Source organism: Emticicia aquatica, assembly GCF_923079645.1.
Taxonomy (GTDB): Bacteria; Bacteroidota; Bacteroidia; order Cytophagales; family Spirosomataceae; genus Emticicia; species Emticicia aquatica.
This window is the reverse complement of the sequence record NZ_CAKLPY010000001.1, coordinates 1653079-1671949: the sequence shown is the minus strand read 5'-3', so window position 1 is coordinate 1671949 and position 18871 is coordinate 1653079. Positions and strand designations below refer to the sequence as shown.

Sequence of the window (18871 nt, the reverse complement as noted above, 5' to 3'; positions counted from 1 at the left end):
TTAGATAATAAAATCAAAGTTTAATATTTCTTAGTCTCAAAGCATTTGCAATGACAGATACAGAACTAAAACTCATGGCTAATGCCGCAATCATTGGCGACAATAAAATTCCAAAAAATGGATATAAAACGCCCGCAGCAATTGGCACGCCAAGTGTATTGTAAATAAATGCAAAAAATAAATTTTGTTTGATGTTTTTCATGACAGCGTGACTTAGATGTTTGACCTTAACGATTCCTTGTAAATCACCTTTGACAAGTGTTATTTTAGCACTTTCAATTGCAACATCTGTTCCCGTTCCCATCGCAATGCCAATATCTGCTTGAGCCAAAGCTGGTGCATCATTGATTCCATCGCCTGCCATAGCTACAATTTTTCCTTGTACTTGAAGGCGTTTTATTTCTTTTAATTTGTCTTCTGGTAAACAATTAGCTTTGAAGTCACTTAAGTTTAATTCATTAGCAACAGCCTTTGCTGTGTTTTCATTATCACCAGTAAGCATTATCACTTCAATTCCTTGTTGCATTAATTCTTTAATAGCCGCTTTACTACTTTTTTTAATAGCATCTGTAATAGCTATAAAACCTACTGAAACACCATCAATGGCAATGTAAGAAACCGTTTTACCAAGTTTTTGTTGGGCATTAACTTTGCTTTCTAAATCCTCTGGAATAGTACATTTTATTTCATCTAAAAGAGCTTTGTTGCCAATAGCAACTTTACTTTGATTGATGGTTCCGATAATCCCCTTTCCTGTAATAGCTTCAAAATTTTGTGTTTCAATCAAAGAAATATTCTTTTCTAGTGCATATTTTACAATAGCTTTGGCCAATGGATGTTCACTTAATTGATTGAGAGATGCAGTGATTTGTAATAGATTATCTGAATCAGCGTCATTTAGTGAAAAGAGTTGTTCAACTGATGGTTTACCTTCTGTAATAGTGCCTGTTTTATCAGTTATCAATACATTCACTTTATTCATTGATTCTAAAGCTTCAGCATTTTTAATTAAAATACCTGATGAAGCTCCTTTTCCAACACCAACCATAACTGACATTGGAGTAGCTAAGCCCAATGCACATGGACAAGCAATAATCAATACCGCAATCGCATTTATAAAGCCATAAACTAATGCTTGGTCAGGTCCAAATTTTGCCCAAACGAAAAATGTTATGATTGAAATTGTAACAACAATTGGTACGAAATATTTGGCAATACTATCGGCTAATTTCTGAATTGGTGCTTTTGACCGACTAGCATCATTGACCAATTTGATAATTTGCGATAATAATGTTTCTGAACCAATTTTTTCAGCAATCATTACGAATGATTTATTCCCATTGATTGTTCCAGCTATGACGGCATCGTCTACTTTTTTATCGATAGGAATTGGCTCGCCTGTAATCATTGATTCGTCGATTGAACTTTCACCGACTGTAATTTTTCCATCGACTGGTATTTTATCACCAGGTTTTATTCGCAATAAATCACCTTTTCTAATGTCGTTGATTGAGATTTTGCTAGCAATGCCATGAAACAAAATGGTAGCTTCTGTTGGTGCTAGTTTGAGTAGTTCTTTGATTGCACCACTTGTTTGGCTATGAGCTTTTGCTTCGAGTAATTGTCCTAATAAAACTAAAGTTAGAATAACGGTTGTTGCCTCAAAATATAAATGAACGGTACCGTTTTCGCTTTTAAATTCGCTGGGAAAAACATTCGGAAAAAATAACCCAACAATACTGAATAAGAATGCCACTCCAGAACCTATCCCAATGAGAGTAAACATATTAAGATTCCAAGTAATTATTGATTTCCATGCTCTTACAAAAAACATCCAACACGCATAAAAAATTACTGGTAAACTCAATACAAATTGTACCCAATTCCATTGTTCATGCCCCATGATTTTCATTAATAAATTATTGGGAATCATGTCTGACATTGCAATCACGAAAATAGGAATCGTAAAGACAAGTGCTATTTTTATTTTCCTCAATAAGGCATTATAACTCTTATTTTCATCACTTTCAACGGTTTTGGATATTAAATTCATTCCACAAATTGGACAATTTCCCGCTTCATTTTTAATGATTTCGGGGTGCATTGGACACGTATATTCCAATTTTTGAGCCATTTGTGCTTGTGGAACTAAATCCATCCCACAAACTGGGCAATCGCCAGCTTTATCATATAATTTATCGCCTTCACAGTGCATTGGGCAATAATATTTTCCAGTACTGTTTTTTTGAGAAGGGTGCTCTATTTTCTTTATTTGATGAGATACAACAGTTGAACCATCTTCAATTGTGTAATCGCCTACCGCCGAGAGTGCAGCTTGTAATTGCGTGGTAGGAATATGTCTTGCCATTGTAATTGTTCCAATTGGTGGATTTAGTGTTACAGTTGCAGAAATTCCCTCTATATCATTGAGGGTTTTTTCTACTTTTGTACGGCAACTATTGCACGACATTCCTATTATTTGATATTTATGCGTCATTTTCTAGTTCCCTTATTTTATCAAAAAATAAGCTTTATTCGGTTTATAGCACTCATTTGAAGAAAATATATTACTCCAAATTTCATAAACTGACAGTTATCATCCGTTTGTGAAATTTGGATTTTGAATATTTATTTCTTTGTTACGTGATGTAATTTCATGTGACATTTTGAACAACTTTCTCCTTCTTTTCCAGTTATTTCTGGGTGCATCGGACAAGCATATTTTTCTTCACTTGAGATTTGAGCATGGTCTTTCATATCCATATTATTTTGAAAACAAAACAATACACAAGCCATTCCTTTATAGCTTGAATGAATATTGCCAATTTTATTACCAGAAGCATCAAACACATTACAGGTGTTTCCGTTTTCTTTCACACTAAAAGATAAATCACCGTTGATATTATGGTAAGTTTTACCATCTTTCCCCATACGACCCAGCATTTTTCCTTTGGCATCAATTAAGTTTCCTTGTCCATCAACATACGCAATTTTGTTTCCTTTGATGTCATTGATTACATTGTTTTTTGCGATATGCCCCACTGTAACACTGCCATTTTTGATTTCACCTTTGTGGTTAATACTTAACATTTGGTGTTTATAATTAACTTCTTGGGCTTTCGCAACTGGCTGAACGAAAGAACTTATTACTATAAGTAAAACGATTGTTGTTTTTAATGTTTTCATTTTAAGTTTTGTTTTAATGAAACAAAGGTAGAAAGCACTTTTGAAGCATTTGTTACAGAATTTTATTTGTTTGTTACAAGATTATTGATTCCGTCAATCGGTTGCCTGTTTTTTAAGTTTTGTTTTTTATACTCGCTAGGAGAACAACCAACAATTTGCTTAAATTGATTAGATAAATAAGCAACACTGCTATAGCCTAAGTCCCATGCAATTTCAGATAAGCTTAATTCTCCGTATGAAATTAGTTCTTTGGTTCTTTCAATTTTTTGTGCAATGATATATTTTTCAATGGTTGTTTTTTCTATGGAAGAAAACAATGTACTTAGGAAAGAATATTCGTGTGTGAGATGTGTATTTGAAAGTTTTTTCACTAAAAAATCAGAGAAATTTTCGGAGGTTAACTTTTGATGAATATTAGAATGTATTTCATTGATAATGAGTAGTTTAATTTCTTCAACTAACGCAATACGTGAATCATTGATTAATTCAAATCCAGCTTGATGCAATGTTTTTTGAACTAAAGCCAAATTTATTTCATCTAAATTTGATTCCAATTCAACATAGCCTAAGCCAATATTAGATATTGATAACCCAATATTATTTAACTCTTCTTGTACAACGCGTATGCAACGGTCGCACACCATATTTTTGATGAGTAATTGCATTTTGAAATAATAAAAAATGAAAAAATAAGCAAACAAGTGAATGTTTACCTCAAAATTTCAAAAAAATATTATTCAAATTAAATATGATTGTACGAAGGAAAGAATATCTCTACCAGTTGACAGAGATTTTGAAGATGAATGTGTGGATGAAGTAATTACTTGTAAAATTGTTTCAATGATTGTTCTTACAAATGAAATGACTGTTACTTTTAACCAATCAATGCTTTTTTGAGTGAATTTTGCTACAATTTGCGATGCAGAGGAAGAATAGTCAACATTTTCGTATTTCTCTCTTTCTGAGCAGCATTTAGCTTTTTTAATAGTAGATTTTTGTTGATTTTGTTGTTGATGCGGATTATTTGCACAACAAGCATTTTTACTTTTATGGAGTGAAGTTTGTTTCCCTTTTACAGTGCATGAATGTTCAACCAAGCCAAAACCAGTACTACTTAGTAGTACAACTACTGCCAAAAATACATTAAATATGCGAGAAAAGGCTTTTTTCATACGTATGTTTGAAAATTCTATACAAATGTATATAATTGACAACTATATTTGCAAGAAAACAATTGTTTTTTTATGCAAGTTTACTACCGTTTGGCACTTTTTGTTGCGGTTCTGATAGAACTACTTCTCCATCTTCTAGTATAAAGCCTGTAGTAAGTACCTCAGACATGAAATCTGCAATTTGACGTGGAGGAAAATTAGTAACACAAATCACTTGCTTCCCCAACAATTTCTCTTTTGTATAAAGTTTTGTAATTTGTGCGGAAGAACGTTTAACGCCAATTTCTAAACCGAAATCAATCAAAAGTTTATATGCAGGTTTACGTGCTTTGGGGAAATCGTTTACTTCTACTATAGTTCCTACTCGTAATTCGACTTTTTCAAAATCTTCCCAAGAAATTATTTTGTTCATATTTTAAAATAAGAGATTCCGATGAAATTTTGTCGGAATCTCTTGAATAAATCGTTCAAACAAAAGTTATTTTAAATGACCAACCATTTCTTCTGGTTTCACCCAAGCATCAAATTCTTCGGCTGTTAAGTATCCCAAACTAATAGCTGTTTCTTTCAGTGTTGAACCATTTTTATGAGCAGTTTGAGCAATTTCTGCTGATTTATAATACCCAATTTTAGTGTTCAAAGCCGTCACTAACATCAATGAATTATTTACGTGTTTAGTAATGTTTTCTGTCAAAGGGGCTAATCCAATTGCACATTTATCATTAAACGAAACGCAACCTTCGCCAATCAATCGAGCTGAATGCAAGAAATTGTAAATCATCACAGGCTTGAAAACATTTAATTCGAAATGTCCTAAAGCACCACCAAAATTAATAGCTACGTCGTTGCCCATAACTTGAGCCGCAATCATCGTCAAAGCTTCACATTGCGTTGGATTTACTTTACCAGGCATAATTGAAGAGCCAGGCTCATTGTCAGGAATAAAAATTTCACCAATTCCCGCTCGTGGCCCAGAAGATAACATACGAACATCATTCGCAATTTTCATTAAACTAGCTGCAACAGTTTTCAATGCACCATGTGCTTCAACAATTGCATCGTGAGCTGCTAATGCTTCAAATTTATTTTCAGCAGTAACAAAAGGAAGTCCAGTAAGATTGGCAATATGTTTTGCAACTAATTCTGAATAACCATCTGGTGTGTTGATTCCTGTACCAACAGCTGTACCACCAAGTGCTAATTCTGAAAGATGTTCTAATGTATTTTTGATGGCTTTTAATCCATGATTCAATTGAGAAACGTAACCAGAGAATTCCTGACCGACTGTCAAAGGTGTTGCGTCCATAAAGTGCGTACGTCCGATTTTCACAACGTTCATAAACTCCGCTGATTTTGCAGCTAAAGTATCACGTAACTTTTCAATACCAGGAATGGTTACTTCTATCAACATTTTATATGCTGCAATGTGCATTGCTGTTGGAAAAGTATCATTTGATGATTGTGATTTGTTTACATCATCATTTGGGTGCAAAAATTTTTGTTTATCACCTAAATCTCCGCCTTGTAAAACGTGTCCACGATAGGCAATTACTTCATTACAATTCATGTTCGACTGCGTACCCGAACCTGTTTGCCATACAACTAATGGGAACTGGTCATCTAATTTCCCGGCAAGGATTTCATTACAAACCGTACCAATTAAATCAGCTTTTTCTTTCGGTAAAACGCCTAATTCTTGATTCGTTAAAGCCGCACCATGTTTCAAATATGCAAATGCCTTAATAATTTCTTTAGGCATTTTATTTATATCTTGAGCAATTTTAAAGTTTTCGATTGAGCGTTGGGTTTGAGCCCCCCAATATACATCAGCAGGTACTTGTACCTCGCCCATCGTATCTTTTTCTATTCTGTATTGCATGATTTTAATTATGAATATGAGATTTTAAAATGTTTTATTGTTTTTGCAAAATTAAGTTAGTTTTGCTTATACTTACGAAAATCTATATTTTTTTTACGTATTTTTTAATAAAAAAAGCACGACAAATGCCGTGCTTTTTTATGTTTTTTCAGTACAAATTAATTTAATCGATATGGAACAATCAGATTAAACTCAGGAATTTCAGCATGAAATTGTTTTCCATCAATTAATCTCTCCATTAGGTAAGTTCCCATCATTTTGCCAATAGAAGTTTTTAAGTTACATCCAGAAATATATTCATGAACTTCACCTGGTTCTAAAACTGGCTGAACGCCAATTACCCCTTCACCTTCCACTTCTCTAACAGTAGCATTGGTGTCGAAAATAAACCATTGACGACGTAATAGTTGTACAGTATTTTCACTATTATTTTCAATTCTAATTCTATAAGTGAAAACAAAATGTTCTTGTAGTGGACTCGAATAAGCGGGCTGATATTCAGTAATAACAGTTACTCTAACACCAGCGGTTACAGCAGTTGTTGTCATAGTATTATATTAGGTTTAAGCAAAAAGCTTGTCGTTTGTCATCAATTTGGGCTTTTGACTAACAAGATAACTGATAAGTCACATTATTTGTTGGATTTAATTCAGCTAAACTTGTTTGGCGGAAACAAATCTTATAACTTTAATTTATAAACGATGTAAATTTACACAAAATATTTGTACTATATTATATATTTTATTCGATGAATGTAAAAATTGAAGAAAGTTGGAAAACAAGATTAAATGTTGAATTTGAAAAACCTTATTTTGAAAACTTAATCGCTTTTGTTAAATCTGCCTACAAAACTGGATTGTGTTATCCGCCTGGAAACCTGATTTTTAATGCCTTTGATAAATGCTCTTTTGATAAAACTAGGGTAGTAATTATTGGCCAAGACCCTTATCATGGGCCACGTCAAGCCAATGGTTTGAGTTTTTCAGTAAACGATGGAGTTACATTTCCTCCGTCATTAATTAATATTTTTAAAGAATTAAACGATGACTTAGGCATTCCTTTTCCTAAAAGTGGAAATTTAGAACGTTGGGCTGAACAAGGTGTTTTATTGTTAAATTCAACACTTACTGTTCAAGCAGCTTCTGCTGGCTCGCACCAAAATAAAGGTTGGGAACAATTTACGGATGGCGTTATTAAGTGTATCAACGATGAAAAAGAAGGTGTTGTTTTTATGCTTTGGGGAAAATATGCTCAAGATAAAGGTAAAATTATTGATTCTTCAAAGCATTTTGTTTTAAAATCAAAGCATCCATCACCAATGTCTGCCAATTTTGGTGGTTGGTTTGGGAATAAACATTTTAGCCAAGCCAATAATTATTTGCGTAGTAGAGGATTACCAGAAATTGAGTGGTGATTAATGATCAATAGAACAAGAAAGCACAAAGAAGTATTTTTCTTTGTGCTTTCTTATTTTGATGTATTTGAGTTTTTATCTGATTATCGAAAATAATCTACTCCAACGGATTTTATTTAGGAAGCTACCGTCTTTGTCGATTGACATCCAAATAAATACTGCTTTGCCAACAATGTGGTCTTCTGGAACAAATCCCCAAAAACGAGAGTCGTCCGAGCCATGTCTGTTATCGCCCATCATAAAATAATAATCCTGTTTGAATGTATATGATGTAATTGGTTTTCCATCAACAACTATTTTTCCATCAATGTATTTCGCATCATCATTGCCATCAAAAGTAGTAATTACACCTTTATAAAGGGCAATATTTTTTTCATCTAATTGAATAGTAACACCTTTTTTAGGGATTGTAATTGGCCCAAAATTATCTCTGTTAAAAGGGAAAAGTTTTATATTATGCGGGAATGTAGGATATCTTGTGTCAGTTGTATCACCTTTAGCCATGAGCATTGGCGTAATAGTTTTCACAAAATCAAGATTCTTCATATCGTTTACGGCTTTTGCAGAGGCTGTCACATAATAAATCGTTTTGTCGGTCATACGCATATCTTGCTCAAATTCCGTGATTTCATATTTCTTGAAAATCTTTTCATTTACTTGAGTATTGGTTTCTATGGCATATTCCATTTGCATTTTATCAGGGTTATCAGAAGGTTTACCATTGATAAAAACTTGACCTTGACGAACTTCGAGTACGTCGCCTGCAATTCCAACACAACGCTTGATGTAATTAGTGCGTAAATCAACTGGATATTTATCATAGCCACCAAATTCATCGGGTCTTTCGGGGCATCCTGGATAATTAAAAACCACTACATCATTATTTTTTACCGAAGTGAAACCTGGTAATCTAAATTGAGGTAGTTGAATCAAATCTGTATATGAAGGGATTTCAGTAAACCAAATTTTTTGATGTGTCAACGGTATTTGTAAAATTGTTTTTGGCGTACGCGAGCCATAATGCAGTTTACTTACAAAAAGGAAATCATTTACTAATAAACTTTTTTCCATTGAAGGGGTTGGAATTGTGTATGCTTCCAAAAACATCCAACGGATGAGGGTTGCAGCCACAACCGCAAATAATACAGAATCCCACCATTCTCTGATAGCTGATTTTTTCTTTACGGGTTTAGTTTCAGTCGTTTGTACTTCTGCCATTGATATTAATTGTTAAACCTTTATGCTTAGATGATAAATATTATTTTAGGTAAGTTTTAAATCAAATTGACTTTGAAATATTAATTATTTAATTCCGAGTAAATCATTCATGCCAAAAATTCCTTCTTTTCCATTGAGCCATTCTGCCGCAATTACAGCACCAAGTGCAAAGCCTTGTCTGCTATGAGCAATATGTGTAATTTCTATTTGGTCAACGTCAGAAATATATTTCACAGTATGTGTTCCCGCTACTCTGCCTTCTCTTGAAGACCAAATTGGTACTTCATCGTTGTTTGCAATTTGATTATTTACCCAGACATTTTTATCCGAAAGATTGTCAATAATGCCTTCAGCTAAAGTAATTGCAGTTCCACTTGGAGCATCTTTTTTTTCTGTATGATGAATTTCATTCGTAGAAACCTTAAATTCCTTGTAAGGATTCATCAAACGAGCCAACGTTTTATTTAATTCAAAAAAAAGATTAACACCAATACTATAATTTGATGCGTAAAAAAAGGCTGCTTTATTTTCTAAGCAAAGTTTTTCAATCTCAGGTTTATGTTGTAGCCAACCTGTTGTGCCACTAACAGTCGGTAACCCAAATTCCATACAGTATTTAAGATTTCCATAAGCTGATTCTGGTGAACTGAATTCAATGACAACATCGGTGTTATCACTATTGAGCGATAATATTTCAGTACGGTTACTGATGTCAATTTTTACCGAAATCTCATGTCCTCTTTGTAAAGCAATTTGTTCAATTACTTTACCCATTTTACCGTACCCTAAAAGTGCAATTCGCATACTTCGAGTTTGTAATTTATTTGAATAATTAAAAATTTAGTCCAATTTTTACACCAACGGCACTACCGAATGATGTAGGTTGAATATTCGGTTCAAACTTGAGTGAAATATCATCACTCATATCAAAGCCTTTCAAATGAGCTGAAACATTTGCCTGAATCGCTTGGAGCGTCCAGCCAACGGCTAAACCAATCCATGATAAATCTCGTTGTCGGTGATATGATTTTACTGCAGGTTCAATTTGTGTTTGTACATAAGGCCCACGTAGTTCACCATTGACAGGAATATAAACTTCAGTTTTTTTATCAACAACGATTTGTGATAAATAACTTTTATAAAACTTATATTTACTATTATTCCACCAAATAGCATAAACACCTCCTGCGGCTGCTCCATATACAACAGGAATTATCCAATATTGCTTATTGGTAGCTTGTCCCCAGCCTGGTAAAATCAGTGAACGTAATAAAACTGTTCGAGGAATACTTCGTTTGTTTGAAGAATCTTTCTTGATAATACTTGTCAGGAAATTTACTTTTTTTGCTGTATCAATAACCGCTTTTTGGGTGTTTAAAACTTTTGCAGTGTCCAGTTTTTGGGCAAAAGTACACGATGAGGCCAAAAGTAAAACTATAAAAAACCTTGTCATAATGTTTTAACTTTTTGATTAATAACGCACAAACTTCTTCATAAGTCTTTATTAATCAAGTATTTAACATTCCTTAACGACATTAATCGTTAACTTTAATTGCATTAAGGATTTTGTCTAATTCTTCTTTTGAAGTAAAAGGGATTTTGATTTCTCCTTTGTGTTTATCATCAGCTTTTACCAAAACTTTTGTGCCGAAATATCCTTGTAACCTAAATTGTAGTGATGAAATCTCTTGTTTGATTGAAACCTGACGTGTGCCTTTGCCTTCTTCAGGAATAATCAATGTTAATCTTCTTACCTCATCTTCTACTTTTCTTACTGACCAGTTTTCCTGTACAATCTTATTGAAAAGCTTAATTTGCGTTTCATGATTATCAATATTAATCAAAGCACGAGCATGACCCATCGAAATTTCACTGTCTCGTACAGCAGCTTGAATTACATCGGGCAATTTCAATAATCTCAAATAATTATTAACAGTCGTACGGTTTTTTCCAACTCTGTCGCCCAGTTCTTCTTGTTTTAATTGAAATTCACTTAACAAGCGGTGGTAACTTAGGGCTATCTCAATCGCATTCAAGTTTTCACGTTGAATGTTTTCAATGAGAGCCATTTCGAGCATTTGTTGATCGTTGGCTGTACGAATGTAAGCTGGAATTTTGCTAAAACCAGCTAGTTTTGAAGCTTGTAAACGTCTTTCTCCAGAAATTAATGTATATTTTCCTGGACTAGCTTCTTTTACTGTAATTGGTTGAATAATGCCTAAAACCTTAATGGATTCAGCTAATTCTTGTAATGCTTCTTGGTCGAAATGAGTACGTGGTTGAAATGGATTTGTTTCGACCGATTCGATTGTAATTTCATGCATCGAACTCATGGCTTCCATTCGACGTGGAACAGGAGTTTCTAAGTTTTTTTCTGAACCTCTATCCGAACCCGAATCAGACAGCAATGCTCCCAAACCCCTTCCGAGTCCAGTCATGCTTTTCTTTGTGTTTGCTAGCTTAGGCTCCATATATTATGTATGTGTTGTAGATAAGCGTGTTGTTCAAACACACTTATTACAGCTTTGTTGTTTTACTTTTTTAATTAGAAATATTAGTTGTCAACTCCAAGTTTGCCGTTTTTTACTAAAATTTCACGGGCAAGATTGAGGTAACTAATCGCTCCTTTACTATCAGCATCTTGTGCAAGAGCAGGAACGCCATAGCTTGGAGACTCTGATAATCTAATATTTCTCGGAATAAGTGTCTGAAACACCATATTCTTGAAATGAGTAGTAACTTCGTGTACTACTTGATTAGAAAGCCGAACTCTCAAATCATACATTGTCAACAAAATACCTTCAATTGTTAGAGCTGGATTTAATCTTTGTTGAATAATTTTGATAGTATTCAACAATTTTCCAAGTCCTTCCAATGCAAAATACTCACATTGGACAGGAACAATAACAGAGTCGGCAGCGGTTAAACTATTGATTACGATTAAACCCAAAGAAGGAGAGCAGTCAATAATGATGAAATCATACATGTCTTTGACGTCCATGAGCGATTCTTTCATTTTTTCTTCTCTTTTCGGAAGGTTAATCATTTCAATTTCGGCTCCAACTAGGTCAATGTGAGACGGCAGTAAGTCGAGGTTTGGGAAATCGGTTTCGATGATAATATCACGTGGCCGAATATCATCAACCATACATTCATAAATGCTGTTTTCAACCTCTTTTGGATTAAAACCTAATCCAGAAGTTGCATTTGCTTGCGGGTCTGCATCAATTATGAGCGTACGAAATTCGAGGGCAGCTAAACTGGCTGCTAAGTTGATTGTCGTTGTGGTTTTGCCTACACCACCTTTTTGATTGGCAATTGCTATTATTTTTCCCATTTCTTGTGGTTAGAGAAAATTACTGGCTCAAATATCGAACATTTAATGTTAATAAACAATTAAATGTTCCACGCTGTGGGTAAAATGTTCCACGATGTGGATAAGATTGTTGATAATAAAACTTAAATGTAAAATTAATTACGAATAAAAATCAATGATAATTGCCTTATTAAAAGCATTTTATAAAAAACTATAACTTGAAGTAAGTATTTTTAATATCTACAAAAATACTGAAATTAAAATAAAAAAATATTGACATGATTTTGTTTACGCTAACACAGCTTATCTTTGTCGATGCGTTATTTAATAGAATGTTCATATCGTGGCAAAGCATTTCATGGTTGGCAAATTCAACCCAATGCAATCAGTGTGCAAGAAAGTATTGAAAAAGCATTATCAACAGTTTTAAAACAAAAAATTGAAATCGTTGGAAGTAGCAGAACGGATACAGGAGTTCATGCGTCTCAGCAGTTTGCTCATTTTGATGTTGAAGAAAAAATAATTGATATTGACAAAATTGCTCATAGCATAAATGGAATTTTGTCGAAGGATATTGCGATAAAGAAAATTTTAGCAGTTCCAAATGATTTTCATTCTAGGTTTGATGCTTGTCATCGTCGATATTTGTACCGAATTCACCAAGAAAAAAATCCATTTTGGTATGAAATGTCTTATTTCTGCAAAACCAAATTAGATATTTCTTTGATGAATAAAGCTGGTGAAATTATGCTAAAATACATTGATTACCAATGTTTTAGCAAAGTAAAAACAGATGTGCAAACATTTAATTGTAAGATTGAATTTGCATATTGGGAACAGCAAGAGCAATTTTTATTGTTTCACATTAAAGCAGATAGGTTTTTGCGTGGAATGGTTCGGGCAATTGTGGGAACAATGATTGAAGTTGGTGCAGGAAAATTGACTTTAACTGATTTTGAGCAAATAATTTTATCGAAAAATAGAAATAATGCAGGAAGAGCAGTTCCTTCCGAAGGGCTAACTTTGGTTGAGGTTGGTTATAAATCATTATAGAAATGGGTAAAACATTCAAATTATGGAAATTGTTGTTCAAAAAATAGCCTCACATCAAGACCTCGAAGACGTTAAGCAATTATTTAGAGAATATGCAAACTTTCTTCAAGTTGACCTTTGTTTTCAAGGTTTTGAAGAAGAATTAGCAAAATTGCCCGCTAAATATGCCGAACCAGAAGGGGCAATCTTTTTAGCGAAGGTTAATGATAAACCAGCTGGATGTGTTGGTTTATGGAAATTGGAAGATGGTGTTTGTGAAATGAAAAGATTGTATGTAAAAAAGGAGTTTCAAGGTATTGGTTTGGGAAAAACAATTACTTTAAAATTGATAGAGGAAGCACAATTGAAAGGTTATAATAAAATGAAGTTAGATACATTAAAACGATTGAAAACTGCTAATTTGCTTTATCATTCATTGGGCTTTATTGAAACAAATTCGTACAATTTTAATCCAGAACCTGATATTGTTTATTTTGAAAAATCCTTAGTTTGATGGCATTCATAGGAAAAGATATTGAAGAAGCGATTCGTCAGCTAAAATTGGGTGAAGTGATTGGGCTTCCGACTGAAACTGTTTATGGATTAGCGGGGAATGCATATAATTCGGCGGCTATTACTAAAATTTTTGAAGTTAAAAACCGACCAACTTTCGACCCATTAATTGTTCATACGTCGAGTTTTGAACGGGTTTTGGAGTTTGTGAGCGAAGTTCCGCCAAAGGCTAAATTATTAGCCGAACATTTTATGCCAGGCCCACTTACATTACTTTTACCCAAAAAATGTATTATTTCTGACTTAGTTACTTCTGGATTAGAAACTGTTGCGGTCAGAATTCCAAATCATCCGCTGGCGAATGAGTTATTACAACAACTAGATTTTCCATTGGCTGCTCCAAGTGCCAATCCGTTTGGATATATTTCTCCAACTTCTGCTCAACACGTTGATAATCAGCTTGGTGATAAAATTAATTATATTTTAGATGGTGGAGAATGTCAAGTTGGTATTGAATCTTCAATTATTGGTTTTTTTGAGGATGAAATTGTTGTTTACCGAAAAGGTGGTTTGTCAATTGAAGCCATAGAAGGCATCGTTGGAAAAGTCAGAATGGAAGAACATTCATCGTCAAATCCAAAAGCTCCAGGAATGCTTCAAAGCCATTATGCACCAAGAACGAAATTGCTGATTGAAGACCCAAAAATGCCAACAGATCATTTGAATATTGGCTTTTTAGGGTTTAAAGATTTTCACCCAGAAATTTCTAAAGAAAATCAATTATTACTTTCTCCAAATGGCGATTTGCAGGAAGCCGCAAAAAATCTTTTTGCGTTCATGCGAATTTTGGACACCAGAAATTTTGATAAAATTTATACCGAGTTTTTGCCAGAAATTGGACTTGGAAGAGCCATCAATGACCGTATAAAACGAGCTACTTCTTAGATACATTTGTATATCTCTAAGAAAAGAATATTAATTATCAGTTATAACAAACTCTACTCTTCTATTTTTGATTCTGTTTTCATCATTGTCATTTGGAGCAATTGGTTCATCTTGCCCTTTACCAATAGCTTTGATTCTACTCGCTGCGACACCTTTATTGAATAAATAATTTGAAATTACGGTAGCTCTAAAATGTGATAATGCAAGGTTTAATCTTGGGTCGCCATTATTATCTGTATGACCAACAATTTCTATTTTCATTTTAGGATTCAACTTCATTGTATTTACAAGTTTATCCAATTGAGGGAATGACTGTGGCTTAATTTGTGAACTACTTTGTTCAAAATATAAATTACTCAATCTAAATCTTTTTCCGATTCCTAAGTTTTCAAAAACCTCAACTTTAACCTTAAAATCTTCATCTGTAATAACTACGGCATTATCTTCATACTTTCTTTCGGGTTCTTTTTTTTCTATTTTTTTGGTACTTGGGGCTGTAACAACTGGTTCAGTTTTTTTCTCAATTAATTTTTCTGGTTCAGTCACTTTTGCTTCAATTTTCTTTTGAGGCTCAGGTTTCTTTTCAACAATTATTGGTTCTTCTTTTTTAGGTTCAGTTTTTTTTTCAACTTCTTTTTTTGTCATGAAAATATCACGCTTAAAATCAGAACTGGTAGCTAAACTATTGACATCAACAGACTCACCATATTGTTCGTAACCAGGGGCATTTACTTCAATCGAATATTTTTTATCAGCTAATAAATTTGCTTGAAATTCTTGTGTTTCTATTGAAAACTTTGTTGGAATAGATTGGTTTTCTGTATCAGAAAGTTTCAATGTAATATTGGGAATTGGTACTCTGTTTTTGGCATCAAGCGGTTTAAAATTAAAAGAATACATTTCTTTTTTCATCAAAACGGCAACTTCTCCATTAGTAACTTTAGAAAGATTTACAATGTCTTTGAACGTTTTATATCCATTGGCTGTAACTTCCAATTCATAACTTTTATCTTGAATAATTGAAGCTTTCATTCTTGTTCCACCCGACGCCATTGAGCCAGTTATAATTTCACCGCCAGTAGTAAGTTTAAATTCTGCAACAACAGATTTTTTTGTTAAGGCATCAATTGGCATAAAAACAACTTCTTCTGTAGGAACTTTCTTAATCTTAAGTTTAATGGTTTTATTTGAAGATTTTGGCAATGCTCCTCGATAAGCTAAATATCCTTCTGCCTTAATTTCAACATTATAAGATTCTTCATTTTTTAATTCAGCTAACCATTCCGATGCCAAAGGATTGGCAGTGATGGCAATTGGTTCGTTCGCAGAATTAAAAACCCGTACATTCGCTCCCAAAACATTGCTGCCTTTGTCTTCATCTTGCACTAATAATTTGTATTTTTCTATGGCATTTCTGAAAAGTGGGATTTCTTGCTCAAACTGATTACTAGCTGCTAAATCTCTCGCATTAATATTTTGAGCTGACTTTTCATAGCCCTCGGCCTCGGCTGTTACAGAATAATTATTTCCTGGAACAAGACTCGCTGTAAAACCTATTTTATCTGAAGTAGTAATTACAGGCTGACTCGTTGATAAATTTAAAATTGCAATTTTTGCATTATTAATGGCTTGCTTTTTTTGTGCATCAATTACTTTAAATGTAATAGAATAAGCGTCTTTTTGTAATTCGATAGTTTTTGTAACTTCTTTATCCGATTTTGCTGTTGAAAAAAGTAAGTTTTCACTGACAGTTTTGTAACCATCTGCTTCAATTTCGAGGATATAGGGTTTTTGTGGATAAAGGTCAATTTTATATTGTTTATTGCCATCTGAAACGCCAATTAGCGGTTCTTGTTCGGGTCTTATCAACTTATATTTTGCTTCAATTGGTTTTTTAGTGATGCCGTCAATTGCTGAATAAAATACTGTTTGAAAGACTTTTTGCATATTTATCCCAATCAATTTACTGGTACTTCGTTGGAGTGTACCGCTTTGTTTGACGTATTCATTGGCTTCAACTTGTAAAAAATAGTCTTTACTTTTTTCAAGTACAATCTTATATTCACCAGTTTTAGGATTAAGTTTTACTGGAATCTGCTCTTTATTTTCATCAAAAATCTTTACATCAGCATTCGGAATCATTTGTTTATCTTCCGCATCATTAATCAAAATAACGTATTCGTCAACCGTACTTTCCAGATTTATTTTAAAAAAAACTTTTCCAGCCGAGAGGTTTTCTAAATTAAGTGATTCTCTTTTTATTGCATAATTTGGATAAGAAACTTCAATTTGATAAAGGCCTTTATCAATAGGTTTATACCTAATATCGCCATCTAACGTACCTTTGATTTCTTTTGGAGGATTATCTTTGTAGGTTATTTTGAAATTTGCAGGTAATCTTTTGCCCGAAAGACGGTCAAATGCACCAAGGGAAACATATGTTTCCGAAGGAAGTTTAATAACATATTCTTTTTGGTTGGTGGCTTTTAGATCAAGTTTTAATGGTGAGTAACCTTCTGATGATATAGTAGCTAAATATTTTTTCGCAGGATTGAATTCAACTACTGCTTCACCTTCGGGTAGAAGATTATCAAAGAATTGAGTATTATCTGTTACATTAAAAATATTCAAATTTACTCCTTTCAAAGCTTTGCCAGTATCTTCTCCAACAATTAATATTTTTACGCCATTTTCAGGTTTTTCTAATCTAATCTCTTTATTGTAGGAGCGAGCGGGTTCGCCAACTTCCAAGGCAAAACTTTCTTTCTTTTGTTTGTGAGTATTACTTGTTACATCAACATTATATACGGCAGCTTTTGTAATAACTAATCTATAATATGGCACTTGCCTGCTTGTTTGACCCGTAAATACCTTGTCACCTACTGAAATAGTAAATGTTGCATCAACATAGTCTCCAGTCGCATCGTCAATCGCCTTTAAAATGAGTGATGCCGAAGGCTGAGGTTCCATATCTAAAACAACATTAAAACCTTCTTTATCTTGGTCGGGTGCAATAACTTGAATCTTCTCTTTGGTGTGATATCCTTCTAATTCGGCTACAATTTTATAAGATTCTCCACTTTTTACATAAACAGTAAATCGACCTTCCACTTCTTTCAAAGGAATAACATTTCCACCAGTTACAGAAATTACCGTAAATTTTGGCCTCAGTTGAATATCCGAACGCTTATCACGGGCTGATAAACTTAATGGGATTTCAATAAAAGTTTCAGTTGTGTTTTTTTTGCTAACAAAAAATGTGCTGTCCATTACTACAAAATTCGTGGCCGCAACATATAAATATAAAATAGTAAAAAATCTCGTCATGCTCTTTGGGAAAGGATATGCTTTAACTACAAATTTCTGAAAAAATCTATTCATTTTAACGGTTTAGACGAAATGAATTGTATAATTTTTTGAAAATTTGTTTTTTTGCTGAATGAAAACACTTGAAAAGCAGACAGTTGTGATTGATTTGCAATATTTACCTTGCCTTGAATTTTTCAATTGCATCCTCCATTTTGATGAAATTATTTTGGAAAGCAATGAAAATTATCACAAACAGTCTTATCGAAATCGTTGCCATATTCTTGGTGCAAATAAACAAGAAATGCTAATTATTCCAGTTTTGGATGGAAATAAAAAAACTTTAATTAAGGATGTAAAAATTGATTATAGCCAACGTTGGACTATCAATCATTGGCGAACTATTCGTGCAGCGTATGGGAAATCGCCTTTTTTTGAGTTTTATTCTGATTATTTTCAAAATATTTTCGAGAAAAAAAACGTTTTTTTGTGGGATACAAATTATGAATTCCTGACAATTTGTCTTAAATTAATGCGAGTCAATAAGACAATTCGTCAGACTGAAATTTACCAAAAAGAGCTTGATTTAGGCATTTTTGACGCAAGAAATACTATAAATCCCAAAAAACTGATTGAAAGAGACTTTTTTTATAATCCAGTACCTTACCAACAAAATTTTGGCAATGAATTTGTGCCAAATTTATCAATATTAGATTTATTGTTTTGTCGTGGAAATCAGGCACTAGAAATTTTAAAAAAATCTGCTTCTAATTGAACACACTTTATCAATAAACCGTTATATTGCAAAACAAACAATTGAAATTAAGGTGTTCTACATAATATTTTTATTTCGTAAACATTCTTAGTTCTTTATTCATCATTCTACATTA

General features: G+C 33.3%; 18 protein-coding genes. 5 read left to right on the top strand and 13 right to left on the bottom strand.

The window, feature by feature from the left end; all coding sequences use genetic code 11:
- Positions 1-13: 13 nt before the first annotated feature.
- The 7 genes from MJQ71_RS07210 to apaG form a co-directional block, all read right to left on the bottom strand.
- A complete protein-coding gene (locus MJQ71_RS07210; protein ID WP_238805880.1) occupies positions 14-2497 on the bottom strand; it encodes a heavy metal translocating P-type ATPase in 2484 nt (827 codons plus the stop codon).
- Positions 2498-2628: 131 nt separating this feature from the next.
- The gene (locus MJQ71_RS07205; protein ID WP_238805878.1) at positions 2629-3186 is read right to left on the bottom strand and encodes a heavy metal-binding domain-containing protein; all 558 of its coding nucleotides are present in this window, start codon (positions 3184-3186) and stop codon (positions 2629-2631) included.
- A gap of 62 nt (positions 3187-3248) precedes the next feature.
- Positions 3249-3851 carry a helix-turn-helix domain-containing protein gene (locus MJQ71_RS07200; RefSeq protein WP_238805876.1) on the bottom strand — a complete coding sequence of 201 codons (603 nt, stop codon included), beginning with the start codon at positions 3849-3851 and terminating at the stop codon, positions 3249-3251.
- A 72-nt stretch (positions 3852-3923) separates the two neighbouring features.
- The gene (locus tag MJQ71_RS07195; protein WP_238805873.1) at positions 3924-4358 is read right to left on the bottom strand and encodes an HYC_CC_PP family protein; all 435 of its coding nucleotides are present in this window, start codon (positions 4356-4358) and stop codon (positions 3924-3926) included.
- Positions 4359-4428: 70 nt separating this feature from the next.
- A complete protein-coding gene (locus MJQ71_RS07190; protein ID WP_238805867.1) occupies positions 4429-4770 on the bottom strand; it encodes a tRNA-binding protein in 342 nt (113 codons plus the stop codon).
- 66 nt (positions 4771-4836) lie between these two features.
- Positions 4837-6237, bottom strand: a complete 1401-nt coding sequence (gene fumC, locus MJQ71_RS07185; protein ID WP_238805866.1) for a class II fumarate hydratase — start codon at positions 6235-6237, stop codon at positions 4837-4839.
- Between the two features lie 158 nt (positions 6238-6395).
- Positions 6396-6785, bottom strand: a complete 390-nt coding sequence (gene apaG / locus MJQ71_RS07180; RefSeq protein ID WP_238805865.1) for a Co2+/Mg2+ efflux facilitator ApaG/CorD — start codon at positions 6783-6785, stop codon at positions 6396-6398.
- Between the two features lie 200 nt (positions 6786-6985).
- Here apaG and ung point away from each other — a divergent pair, with 200 nt between their 5' ends.
- Positions 6986-7651: a uracil-DNA glycosylase gene (gene ung / locus MJQ71_RS07175; RefSeq protein WP_238805864.1), complete on the top strand. Its 666-nt coding sequence runs from the start codon at positions 6986-6988 to the stop codon at positions 7649-7651.
- Positions 7652-7726: 75 nt separating this feature from the next.
- Here ung and lepB read toward each other — a convergent pair whose 3' ends face one another.
- From lepB to MJQ71_RS07150, 5 genes are all read right to left on the bottom strand, one after another.
- Positions 7727-8869, bottom strand: coding sequence for a signal peptidase I (lepB, locus tag MJQ71_RS07170; RefSeq protein WP_238805862.1), 1143 nt, complete (start codon positions 8867-8869; stop codon positions 7727-7729).
- 84 nt (positions 8870-8953) lie between these two features.
- Positions 8954-9673, bottom strand: coding sequence for a 4-hydroxy-tetrahydrodipicolinate reductase (gene dapB / locus MJQ71_RS07165; RefSeq protein ID WP_238805860.1), 720 nt, complete (start codon positions 9671-9673; stop codon positions 8954-8956).
- 28 nt (positions 9674-9701) lie between these two features.
- Entirely contained in the window at positions 9702-10322 is a 621-nt protein-coding gene (locus MJQ71_RS07160; RefSeq protein WP_238805858.1) for a DUF5683 domain-containing protein, read from the bottom strand.
- A gap of 82 nt (positions 10323-10404) precedes the next feature.
- A complete protein-coding gene (locus tag MJQ71_RS07155) occupies positions 10405-11340 on the bottom strand; it encodes a ParB/RepB/Spo0J family partition protein (RefSeq protein WP_238805857.1) in 936 nt (311 codons plus the stop codon).
- Positions 11341-11423: 83 nt separating this feature from the next.
- Entirely contained in the window at positions 11424-12206 is a 783-nt protein-coding gene (locus MJQ71_RS07150) for a ParA family protein (RefSeq protein WP_238805856.1), read from the bottom strand.
- A gap of 294 nt (positions 12207-12500) precedes the next feature.
- Between MJQ71_RS07150 and truA the strand changes: the two genes are divergently transcribed.
- The 3 genes from truA to MJQ71_RS07135 are packed head-to-tail and all read left to right on the top strand — an operon-like array spanning position 12501 to position 14675.
- Positions 12501-13238, top strand: coding sequence for a tRNA pseudouridine(38-40) synthase TruA (gene truA / locus MJQ71_RS07145; protein ID WP_238805853.1), 738 nt, complete (start codon positions 12501-12503; stop codon positions 13236-13238).
- A gap of 22 nt (positions 13239-13260) precedes the next feature.
- Complete coding sequence (locus MJQ71_RS07140) at positions 13261-13731, top strand: GNAT family N-acetyltransferase (protein WP_238805851.1); 471 nt, start codon at positions 13261-13263, stop codon at positions 13729-13731.
- Positions 13731-14675: an L-threonylcarbamoyladenylate synthase gene (locus tag MJQ71_RS07135; protein ID WP_238805849.1), complete on the top strand. Its 945-nt coding sequence runs from the start codon at positions 13731-13733 to the stop codon at positions 14673-14675. The genes MJQ71_RS07140 and MJQ71_RS07135 overlap by 1 nt, the downstream gene beginning before the upstream one ends.
- A gap of 30 nt (positions 14676-14705) precedes the next feature.
- On the opposite strand, the gene MJQ71_RS07130 is transcribed toward MJQ71_RS07135, so the two are convergent.
- On the bottom strand, positions 14706-18002 hold the full coding sequence (locus MJQ71_RS07130; RefSeq protein ID WP_238805848.1) for an OmpA family protein: 3297 nt from the start codon (positions 18000-18002) through the stop codon (positions 14706-14708).
- A gap of 112 nt (positions 18003-18114) precedes the next feature.
- Between MJQ71_RS07130 and MJQ71_RS07125 the strand changes: the two genes are divergently transcribed.
- Complete coding sequence (locus MJQ71_RS07125; protein ID WP_238805847.1) at positions 18115-18756, top strand: WbqC family protein; 642 nt, start codon at positions 18115-18117, stop codon at positions 18754-18756.
- Positions 18757-18871: the final 115 nt, after the last annotated feature.

What these genes read in the sequence shown, in the direction of transcription:
- MJQ71_RS07210 (WP_238805880.1), bottom strand. Translation starts at nt 2,497, where the DNA reads ATGACGCATAAATATCAAATAATAGGAATGTCGTGCAATAGTTGCCGT.
- MJQ71_RS07205 (WP_238805878.1), bottom strand. Translation starts at nt 3,186, where the DNA reads ATGAAAACATTAAAAACAACAATCGTTTTACTTATAGTAATAAGTTCT.
- MJQ71_RS07200 (WP_238805876.1), bottom strand. Translation starts at nt 3,851, where the DNA reads ATGCAATTACTCATCAAAAATATGGTGTGCGACCGTTGCATACGCGTT.
- MJQ71_RS07195 (WP_238805873.1), bottom strand. Translation starts at nt 4,358, where the DNA reads ATGAAAAAAGCCTTTTCTCGCATATTTAATGTATTTTTGGCAGTAGTT.
- MJQ71_RS07190 (WP_238805867.1), bottom strand. Translation starts at nt 4,770, where the DNA reads ATGAACAAAATAATTTCTTGGGAAGATTTTGAAAAAGTCGAATTACGA.
- fumC (WP_238805866.1), bottom strand. Translation starts at nt 6,237, where the DNA reads ATGCAATACAGAATAGAAAAAGATACGATGGGCGAGGTACAAGTACCT.
- apaG (WP_238805865.1), bottom strand. Translation starts at nt 6,785, where the DNA reads ATGACAACAACTGCTGTAACCGCTGGTGTTAGAGTAACTGTTATTACT.
- ung (WP_238805864.1), top strand. Translation starts at nt 6,986, where the DNA reads ATGAATGTAAAAATTGAAGAAAGTTGGAAAACAAGATTAAATGTTGAA.
- lepB (WP_238805862.1), bottom strand. Translation starts at nt 8,869, where the DNA reads ATGGCAGAAGTACAAACGACTGAAACTAAACCCGTAAAGAAAAAATCA.
- dapB (WP_238805860.1), bottom strand. Translation starts at nt 9,673, where the DNA reads ATGCGAATTGCACTTTTAGGGTACGGTAAAATGGGTAAAGTAATTGAA.
- MJQ71_RS07160 (WP_238805858.1), bottom strand. Translation starts at nt 10,322, where the DNA reads ATGACAAGGTTTTTTATAGTTTTACTTTTGGCCTCATCGTGTACTTTT.
- MJQ71_RS07155 (WP_238805857.1), bottom strand. Translation starts at nt 11,340, where the DNA reads ATGGAGCCTAAGCTAGCAAACACAAAGAAAAGCATGACTGGACTCGGA.
- MJQ71_RS07150 (WP_238805856.1), bottom strand. Translation starts at nt 12,206, where the DNA reads ATGGGAAAAATAATAGCAATTGCCAATCAAAAAGGTGGTGTAGGCAAA.
- truA (WP_238805853.1), top strand. Translation starts at nt 12,501, where the DNA reads ATGCGTTATTTAATAGAATGTTCATATCGTGGCAAAGCATTTCATGGT.
- MJQ71_RS07140 (WP_238805851.1), top strand. Translation starts at nt 13,261, where the DNA reads ATGGAAATTGTTGTTCAAAAAATAGCCTCACATCAAGACCTCGAAGAC.
- MJQ71_RS07135 (WP_238805849.1), top strand. Translation starts at nt 13,731, where the DNA reads ATGGCATTCATAGGAAAAGATATTGAAGAAGCGATTCGTCAGCTAAAA.
- MJQ71_RS07130 (WP_238805848.1), bottom strand. Translation starts at nt 18,002, where the DNA reads ATGACGAGATTTTTTACTATTTTATATTTATATGTTGCGGCCACGAAT.
- MJQ71_RS07125 (WP_238805847.1), top strand. Translation starts at nt 18,115, where the DNA reads ATGAAAACACTTGAAAAGCAGACAGTTGTGATTGATTTGCAATATTTA.